This window comes from Azohydromonas australica DSM 1124, assembly GCF_000430725.1.
In the GTDB taxonomy this organism is placed as follows: domain Bacteria; phylum Pseudomonadota; class Gammaproteobacteria; order Burkholderiales; family Burkholderiaceae_C; genus Azohydromonas; species Azohydromonas australica.
Genome location: NZ_AUMO01000074.1, coordinates 41,322 through 47,967 on the forward strand (window position 1 = coordinate 41,322; position 6,646 = coordinate 47,967).

The 6,646-nt window shown below is 68.2% G+C and carries 8 protein-coding genes; 3 read left to right on the forward strand and 5 right to left on the reverse strand.

All coding sequences use genetic code 11. The features are described 5' to 3' along the window. Positions 1 to 10: 10 nt before the first annotated feature. From H537_RS0112485 to H537_RS0112505, 5 genes are all read right to left on the reverse strand, one after another. A complete protein-coding gene (locus H537_RS0112485) occupies positions 11 to 721 on the reverse strand; it encodes an ABC transporter ATP-binding protein (RefSeq protein ID WP_028998191.1) in 711 nt (236 codons plus the stop codon). Next, positions 718 to 1,476: an ABC transporter ATP-binding protein gene (locus H537_RS0112490; protein WP_028998192.1), complete on the reverse strand. Its 759-nt coding sequence runs from the start codon at positions 1,474 to 1,476 to the stop codon at positions 718 to 720. The genes H537_RS0112485 and H537_RS0112490 overlap by 4 nt, the downstream gene beginning before the upstream one ends. Next, positions 1,473 to 2,492 carry a branched-chain amino acid ABC transporter permease gene (locus H537_RS42640; RefSeq protein WP_084150622.1) on the reverse strand — a complete coding sequence of 340 codons (1,020 nt, stop codon included), beginning with the start codon at positions 2,490 to 2,492 and terminating at the stop codon, positions 1,473 to 1,475. The genes H537_RS0112490 and H537_RS42640 overlap by 4 nt, the downstream gene beginning before the upstream one ends. Before the next feature lie 15 nt (positions 2,493 to 2,507). Then, positions 2,508 to 3,368, reverse strand: coding sequence for a branched-chain amino acid ABC transporter permease (locus tag H537_RS0112500; protein WP_211235002.1), 861 nt, complete (start codon positions 3,366 to 3,368; stop codon positions 2,508 to 2,510). Between the two features lie 78 nt (positions 3,369 to 3,446). After that, positions 3,447 to 4,610, reverse strand: a complete 1,164-nt coding sequence (locus tag H537_RS0112505) for an ABC transporter substrate-binding protein (protein ID WP_043458671.1) — start codon at positions 4,608 to 4,610, stop codon at positions 3,447 to 3,449. 223 nt (positions 4,611 to 4,833) lie between these two features. On the opposite strand from H537_RS0112505, the gene H537_RS42645 reads away from it, so the two are divergent. From H537_RS42645 to H537_RS55540, 3 genes are all read left to right on the forward strand, one after another. Further along, complete coding sequence (locus tag H537_RS42645) at positions 4,834 to 5,421, forward strand: MarR family winged helix-turn-helix transcriptional regulator (RefSeq protein ID WP_084150623.1); 588 nt, start codon at positions 4,834 to 4,836, stop codon at positions 5,419 to 5,421. Positions 5,422 to 5,571: 150 nt separating this feature from the next. Then, positions 5,572 to 6,072, forward strand: coding sequence for a helix-turn-helix domain-containing protein (locus H537_RS0112515; RefSeq protein ID WP_028998195.1), 501 nt, complete (start codon positions 5,572 to 5,574; stop codon positions 6,070 to 6,072). Next, positions 6,053 to 6,637 carry an IS630 family transposase gene (locus H537_RS55540; RefSeq protein WP_238446674.1) on the forward strand — a complete coding sequence of 195 codons (585 nt, stop codon included), beginning with the start codon at positions 6,053 to 6,055 and terminating at the stop codon, positions 6,635 to 6,637. Before H537_RS0112515 ends, H537_RS55540 begins: the two co-directional genes overlap by 20 nt. The last annotated feature ends 9 nt before the right edge of the window (positions 6,638 to 6,646 follow it).

The window sequence follows — 6,646 nt, forward strand, 5'->3', positions numbered from 1 at the left end:
GTCTTGTTGCTTATGAAACGGCAACCCCGACGTGGCGGTCGAGGATGTCGGGGCTTTGCAGCAGCGCCTGGCTGCTGCCGGCGTGCACGATGGCGCCGTGATCCATGATCAGCGCGTCGTGCGCGAAGCCCAGCGCCTCGTGCACCTGCTGCTCGACGATGACGACGGACAGGGCGCCGTCCGCGGTGAGCGCCTTGAAGGCATGCAGCAGCTCCTGCCGGATCAGCGGCGACAGCCCCTCCAGCGGCTCGTCGAGCAGCAGCAGCCGTGGCTGGCCCAGCAGCGCGCGCGCCACCGACAGCATCTGCTGCTCGCCGCCGGAGAGGTGGTTGCCGGCGTTGCGCCGCCGCTCCTTCAGGCGCGGGAAGAGCGCATAGGCCTCCTCCAGCGCGCCGCGCGCCCGGCGCTTGAGCCCGGCGATCAGGTTTTCCTCCACGCTGAGCGAGGAAAAGATGTCACGCGTCTGCGGCACGTAGCCCAGGCCCAGCTGCGCGCGCTCGTGCGGCGGCAGCTGGGTGATGTCCTGCCCGTCGAAGACGATGCGCCCGGCGCGCACCTGGGCCAAGCCCATGACGGCCTTGAGCGTGGTGGACTTGCCCACGCCGTTGCGTCCCACCAGCGCGGTGCGGCTGTTTGTGGCCAGCGACAGGTTCAGGTGGTTCAGCACCGTCAGCGGGCCGTAGCCCGCGACGACCTCGTGCATCTGCAGCAGCATGCTCATGCCTCGCGCCCCAGGTAGGCCGCCCGCACGATGGGGTGGCGGCGGATCTCGTCCGGCGTTCCCTGCGCCAGCACGGCGCCTTCGGCCAGCACGACGATGCGGTGGGCGAAGCGGAACACCAGGTCCATGTCGTGCTCGATGATCAAGACGGCCAGCTCGGCCGGCAGCCTGTCGAGCGCCTGCAGCACCGTGTGGCCCTCGCCGCGCGGCACGCCGGCCATGGGCTCGTCCAGCAGCAGCACGCGCGGGCGCAGCGCCAGTGCCAAGGCCAGCTCCACCAGGCGCTGTTCGCCATAAGCCAGCGAGGCCGGCGTGTGCGCCGCCAGGTGCGCGAGCTTCAGGTCGGCCAGGACCTGCAGCGCCTCCTCACGCACGCGCGGGTAGCCATCGATGGAGCGCCAGGCGCGGTGCGCCAGGCCCTCGCGCTGGTGCAGCGCCATCTCCACCTGGTGCTGCACCGTCATGTGCATGGGCAGCGTGGTGATCTGGAAGGTGCGCGCCAGGCCCGCGCGCACGCGCTGCGCCTGCCTCAGGGGCGTGACGTCGCGGCCGTCGAGCTCGATGCGGCCCGAGTTGGGCTGCAGCACGCCGCTGATCTGGTTGACCAACGTGGTCTTGCCTGCGCCGTTGGGGCCGATGAGCGCGACGCGCTCGCCGCGGTGCAGCGCCATCGACACCTGGCGCGTGACGTGCAGGCCGCCGAAGCGCTTGTCCAGTTGCCGGACCCGCAGCACGGGTTGCTTGAGGGTGCTCATGCGTGGCGCTCCTTGGCGTCCGGGGTGGCGAGCGCGCGGCCGGGCCGCAGGCGCCGCAGCGGCGCCACGAACCACCGGGCCAGCTGCTGGCGCGGCAGCAGCACCACCAGCATCAGCGCCGCGCCGACCACGAACAGCCAGTGGTACGGGTTGATGGCAGCCGCGGTGTGGTGCAGCACCATGAAGACGGCAGCGCCGATGAGCGCACCGTACAGCCGCCCGGCGCCGCCGAGCACCAGCATCACCAGCGCCTCGGCCGAGAGCGCGAAGCCCAGGCTGTCCAGGCCGACGATGGTGTTAACCTGCGCCGACAGCGCGCCGGCCACGCCGGCCAGCGTGCCGGCCACCGTGTAGACCACGAAGAGCTGGCGCCACACCGGCGTGCCCAGTGCCGCCATGCGGGCGCGGCTCTGGTGGATGCCCTGCAGCGAGAGTCCAAACGGCGAGTCCACCAGCCGGCGTGCCAACCCATAGCCCAGCACCAACACCGCCAGCGCGTAGCAGAAGGCCAGCCGCCCCTCGAAATCGAACTCCAGGCCCAGCAGCGGCTGCATCACGTAGCCGGAAAGGCCGTCGTCGCCGCCAGTCCACTCGCGGTACTTGCTGGCGAGGCTCTGCACGATGGAGGCTATGGCCACCGTCAGCATCAGGAAGGTGAAACCCTGGTAGCGCAGCAGCAGCAGCGCCGAGAGCGCGGCCAGCGCCGCCCCGGCGCCGGCGCCCACCAGCAGGCCCAGCAGCGGGTCGGCGCTCCAGCGCAGCGCGGTGATGCCCGCGGCGTAGGCGCCGGCACCGAACAGCGCCGCATGGCCCAGCGTGGCCAGGCCCGCGTAGCCCACCAGCAGGTCCAGCGACAGCACCAACAGCGCCATGATGGCGATGCGGCTGAGCAGGCCGAGCTGGTCCGGGAAGGCGAAGAACGCGGTCGCGCCGGCGGCGGCGATGAGGGCGCAGTGGCGCCAGGCCGCGCCGCGCAGCGGGGCGCGCACGCCGGCAAAAGCAGGTGTGGTCGTCATGGTCGTTAAAGGGTTTCAGCGCCGCAGCAGCCCGTGCGGGCGCCAGGCCAACAGCAGCGCCATGGCCACGAAGAAGAAGAGGCTGCCCCACTCGGAGGCCAGGTACTTGCTCGCGGTTTCGACACTGCCCAGCAGCAGCGCCGCGGCCAGCGTTCCCGGAATGCTGCCCATGCCGCCCACGGCCACCACCACCAGCACCACCACCAGGTACTTCAGCGCGTAGTGCGGCTCCAGCGGCATGAGCTCGGCGCCGAGCACGCCGCCCAGTGCCGCCAGCCCCGCGCCGAAGGCGAAGGCCAGGCCGTAGACGAGCTGGATGCGGATGCCCAGCGCCGCAGCGGTGCCGCTGTTGTCCACCGCCGCGCGCAGCCAGATGCCGAAGCGCGTGCGCGTGAGCAGCAACCAGCTCAGGAGCGCCACGGCGGCGCCAGCGACGATCACCAGCACCCGCTGCGCCGGCAGCGTGCGCACCCCCAGGTCCACCGAGCCGGCCAGCAGCGGCGGCAGCGGGATGAGCTGCACCTGGTTGCCGAAGAACAAATTGACGGTGGCCACGAGGAAGAAGCTCAGCCCGATGGTGAAGAGCACCTGCTCCAGCTCGCTGCGCCGGTACAGGCGGCGCAGCACCAGCGCCTCCAGCAGCGCGCCCAGCAGGGCCGTGCCCAGCACCGCCAGCAGCAGGCCCGGCCAGAAGCCCAGCCCCTGCTCGCGCATCAGCCACGCGGCCAGGTAGCCGCCGACCATGGCCAACGCCCCATGGCTGAGGTTGATGAAGCGCATCAGGCCCAGCGTGATCGACATCCCCACCGAGATGACGAACAACACCATGCCGTACGACACGCCGTCGATGAGGATGTTGAAGAAGGTTTGCAGCATGGCAACGCCCGGGGCGACCGCCTTGGGCAGCGGTACCCTGCAAGAAAAATTTGTGGGAAGGGAAGAAGGAGCCGCGGCTTACTTGGCGGCCAGCCCGTGGTCGGGCTGCGCTCCGAAGCTCTGCACCTCGCGGTTGACGAGCTGGCCGCCGCTGCGCTCGACCTTGCGCAGGTAGACGTTCTGGACGACGTGGCGCGTGGCTGGGTCGATCTTCACGGGCCCGCGAGGGCTTTCCCACTGCAGCGCCTTGGCTGCAGCCATGGCCTTCTCCGGGTCGCGCTTGCCGCCGGTGGCCTCGATCATCTTGTGGATCACGGCCATGCCGTCCCAAGCGCCCACCGAGGCGTAGTTGGCCACCGCGTCGCCCGCCTTGGCCTTGAGCGCGGCGGCGAACTTGCGGTTGGCCTCGGAGTCGTGCGCCGCGGAGTAGTGGAACGCGGTGGTCAAGCCCAGCGCTGCGTCGCCGAACTTCTGCAGGTCGAACTCGTCCGTCTCGGCCGTGCCGTAGAAGGCTATGCCCGCCTGGCGCAGGCCGTTGTCAGCATAGGCCTTGACGAAGCCAAGGTTGGGCGGGCCACCGGGCAGGAAGGTGTAGACGGCCTGCGCGCCGCTGGCCTTGATGCGCTGCACGAAGGGCGCGAAGTCGGTGGTGGCCATGGGCATGCGCACCGAGCTCACCACCTCGCCGCCGTTGCGAACGAACTCCGTCTTGAAGGCATTTTCCGCGTCCACGCCGGGGCCGTAGTCGGTGACGGCAGTGGCCACCTTCTTCACGCCGTTCTTGGCCATCCACTGCGCCAGCGGCACCGTCACCTGCCACAGCGTGTAGGACGTGCGCAGGTAGTAGTCCGACTTCGTCGTGATGTCAGAGGCCGCGGCGTTGAAGATGACGGTGGGCGTCTTGGACTGCTGGATCAGCGGTGCCACGGCCAAGGCGTTTGGCGTGAAGACGAAGCCGCCGAGATAGTCCACCTTGTCCTTGACGATGAGCTCCTGCGCCAGGCTGCGCGTGCCGGTCGGGTTCGGGCCGCTGGTGTCGCGGTAGATGAGCTCCACGTCGTGGCCGGAGAGCTTGCCGCCCTGGCTGGCGACATAGGCTTCCACCGCGTCCTTGAACAGCTTGCCGTAGTGCGCGTAGGGACCCGAGAAAGGTCCCACGATGCCCACCTTGACGGTGGCGGCTTGCGCTTGCGCGGCACTGATTGCGAAGATGGCCGCCAGGGCCCACTTGAATGCTTGCACGGCTTTTCTCCTTGGCTTGGTCCATCCGACGCCGGTCGCAGGCGCGGATTGATGTGGCGCAAATATAGGCAGATCATTTTGATTTATCAACTAACTGACCTACCAACTTTCCCTAGCGTCAACTCGTTTTCAACTGCAGTGGTGCTGTGCCTTGGGCTACAGTGACGGAGCGGTCCCTGTGGCTGCCGGTTTTTGTTAAGCAATCCTGAATGCACCAGACACCATGCCCACTCGCCAAGCAACCTCAACCAAGGTGGCCGCGGCCGTCACTCCCGTGACGGACACGCCCGCCGGCGTCGACCTGGAGAATTACGTCCCGGCCTACCTCACCTGGATTGCCAACAAGCTCTCCAGGGGGGCGTCGCAGCATTACCTGGCCAACTTCGACGTGGGCATCGAGATCTGGCGCTGCCTGGTACTCCTGGCAGTGGAAAAAGAGGTGTCGGCACAGCAGATCTCCCGGGTCATCGGCCTGGACAAGGGCGCGGTGAGCCGCTGCTTCAAGGAAATGCAATCGCGTGGTCTGATCACGCTGGGGCTCGATGCCAACGATGGGCGGCTGCGCATGGCACGGCTGACGCCCAAGGGGCGCCGACTGCATGACCAGATCAAGGGCGTGGCGCTCGTGCGGGAGGAGGCCCTTCTGTCAGTGCTCACGCCCGAGGAACGCCAGACCCTCGTTGTCTTGCTGCGCCGGCTGCATGAAAACCTGCCGGAGGTTGAGGTGGCCACCGAGCGCTACTTGCAGGAGCACGGGCCTGCTGCGAAGAAACGTTCACGCCCCGCTGCAGCCATCCAGGACAGCGCCTGAGGCAGGCAAGCGCATTTCTCCTCAGCGGGGGCATCCTGGCCCGGCAGCAGGGCCGGGCGCTGAGGCCGCTATGGTCGTGGAGCAGCTTCATTCCAAAGCGCTATTGAGAGTGAAACAAATGGCTGGGTCTGCCACTGCGGGGACACGGCCATGTCGAGAACAGCGAGCGGTAGCGAAGTGCTGGAGCAGGCGCAGCAGGCGTTGCGCGAGGCCAAGACGGTGGAGGAGCTGCGCCAGGCGCAGGCGGTGGTACTGCCGCTGCTGTTGGGCCTGTCCATCGAGCAGACCGCTGCGGCGCTGGGCGTCTCAGTAGGCTGGGCGTGCCAGCTGCGCCGGCGCTTCATCACTGCGGGCCACCTCGTGCGGCGCACGCGGCCTGCGCAGGGGCCACGCGCTTACCTCAGTCGAGTCGAGGAAGAGGTCTTGCTGGAGCCCTTCGTCGAGCGTGCACGCCAGGGCCAGATCGTCGTGGCGGCCGAGATCCGCGCAGCGCTGGAGCAGCGTCTGGGCAAGCGCACGGCACCCTCCACGGTCTACAACTTGTTGCGCCGCCATGGCTGGCGAAAGCTCGCACCCGACCGGGTGCATCCGCAGGGCGATCCGCCAGCACAGCGGCGGTGGAAAAAAAAGGTTGCCCCGAAAACTGGCTGAGCTGCAGACGAGGCCTTGGCGCGGCCTGAGCGAGCGCGCGCCGCTGCGCGTGATGTTCCAGGACGAGGCACGCTTCGGACGCATCGTGGATCTGCGCCGCTGCTGGTGCCCCAAGCCCTGGCGCCCCGTGTGTCGCGCCGTCGTCAGCCGTCAGTACACCTATGCCTATGCCGCTGCATCGATCAGCGACGGGCAACTCGACACGCTGGTGCTGCCACACGTCAACGCCGAGTGCATGCAGCTCTTCGTCGATGAAGTGGCGCGGCGCCACCCCAACGAGCGCATCGTGCTGGTCATCGACGGTGCCGGTTGGCATCACGAGGCGGCTGTGCAGTGGCCGCCCAACGTGCGACCGCTGTTCCTGCCGCCTTACTCACCCGAGCTCAACCCCGTGGAGCACCTGTGGGACGAGTTGCGCGAGAAGTACTTCCACAACCGCTTCTTCGACAGCCTCGAAGCCGTCGAGAACCAGCTCGAACACGCGCTGCGCAGCCTCGAACACGATCCCCAGCGCGTGCGATCCATTACCGCTTGGTCTTGGATCATTACTTCACTTCCAAATTGAAGTTGGAAT

What these genes read in the sequence shown, in the direction of transcription:
- H537_RS0112485 (WP_028998191.1), bottom strand. Translation starts at nt 721, where the DNA reads ATGAGCATGCTGCTGCAGATGCACGAGGTCGTCGCGGGCTACGGCCCG.
- H537_RS0112490 (WP_028998192.1), bottom strand. Translation starts at nt 1,476, where the DNA reads ATGAGCACCCTCAAGCAACCCGTGCTGCGGGTCCGGCAACTGGACAAG.
- H537_RS42640 (WP_084150622.1), bottom strand. Translation starts at nt 2,492, where the DNA reads ATGACGACCACACCTGCTTTTGCCGGCGTGCGCGCCCCGCTGCGCGGC.
- H537_RS0112500 (WP_211235002.1), bottom strand. Translation starts at nt 3,368, where the DNA reads ATGCTGCAAACCTTCTTCAACATCCTCATCGACGGCGTGTCGTACGGC.
- H537_RS42645 (WP_084150623.1), top strand. Translation starts at nt 4,834, where the DNA reads ATGCCCACTCGCCAAGCAACCTCAACCAAGGTGGCCGCGGCCGTCACT.
- H537_RS0112515 (WP_028998195.1), top strand. Translation starts at nt 5,572, where the DNA reads ATGTCGAGAACAGCGAGCGGTAGCGAAGTGCTGGAGCAGGCGCAGCAG.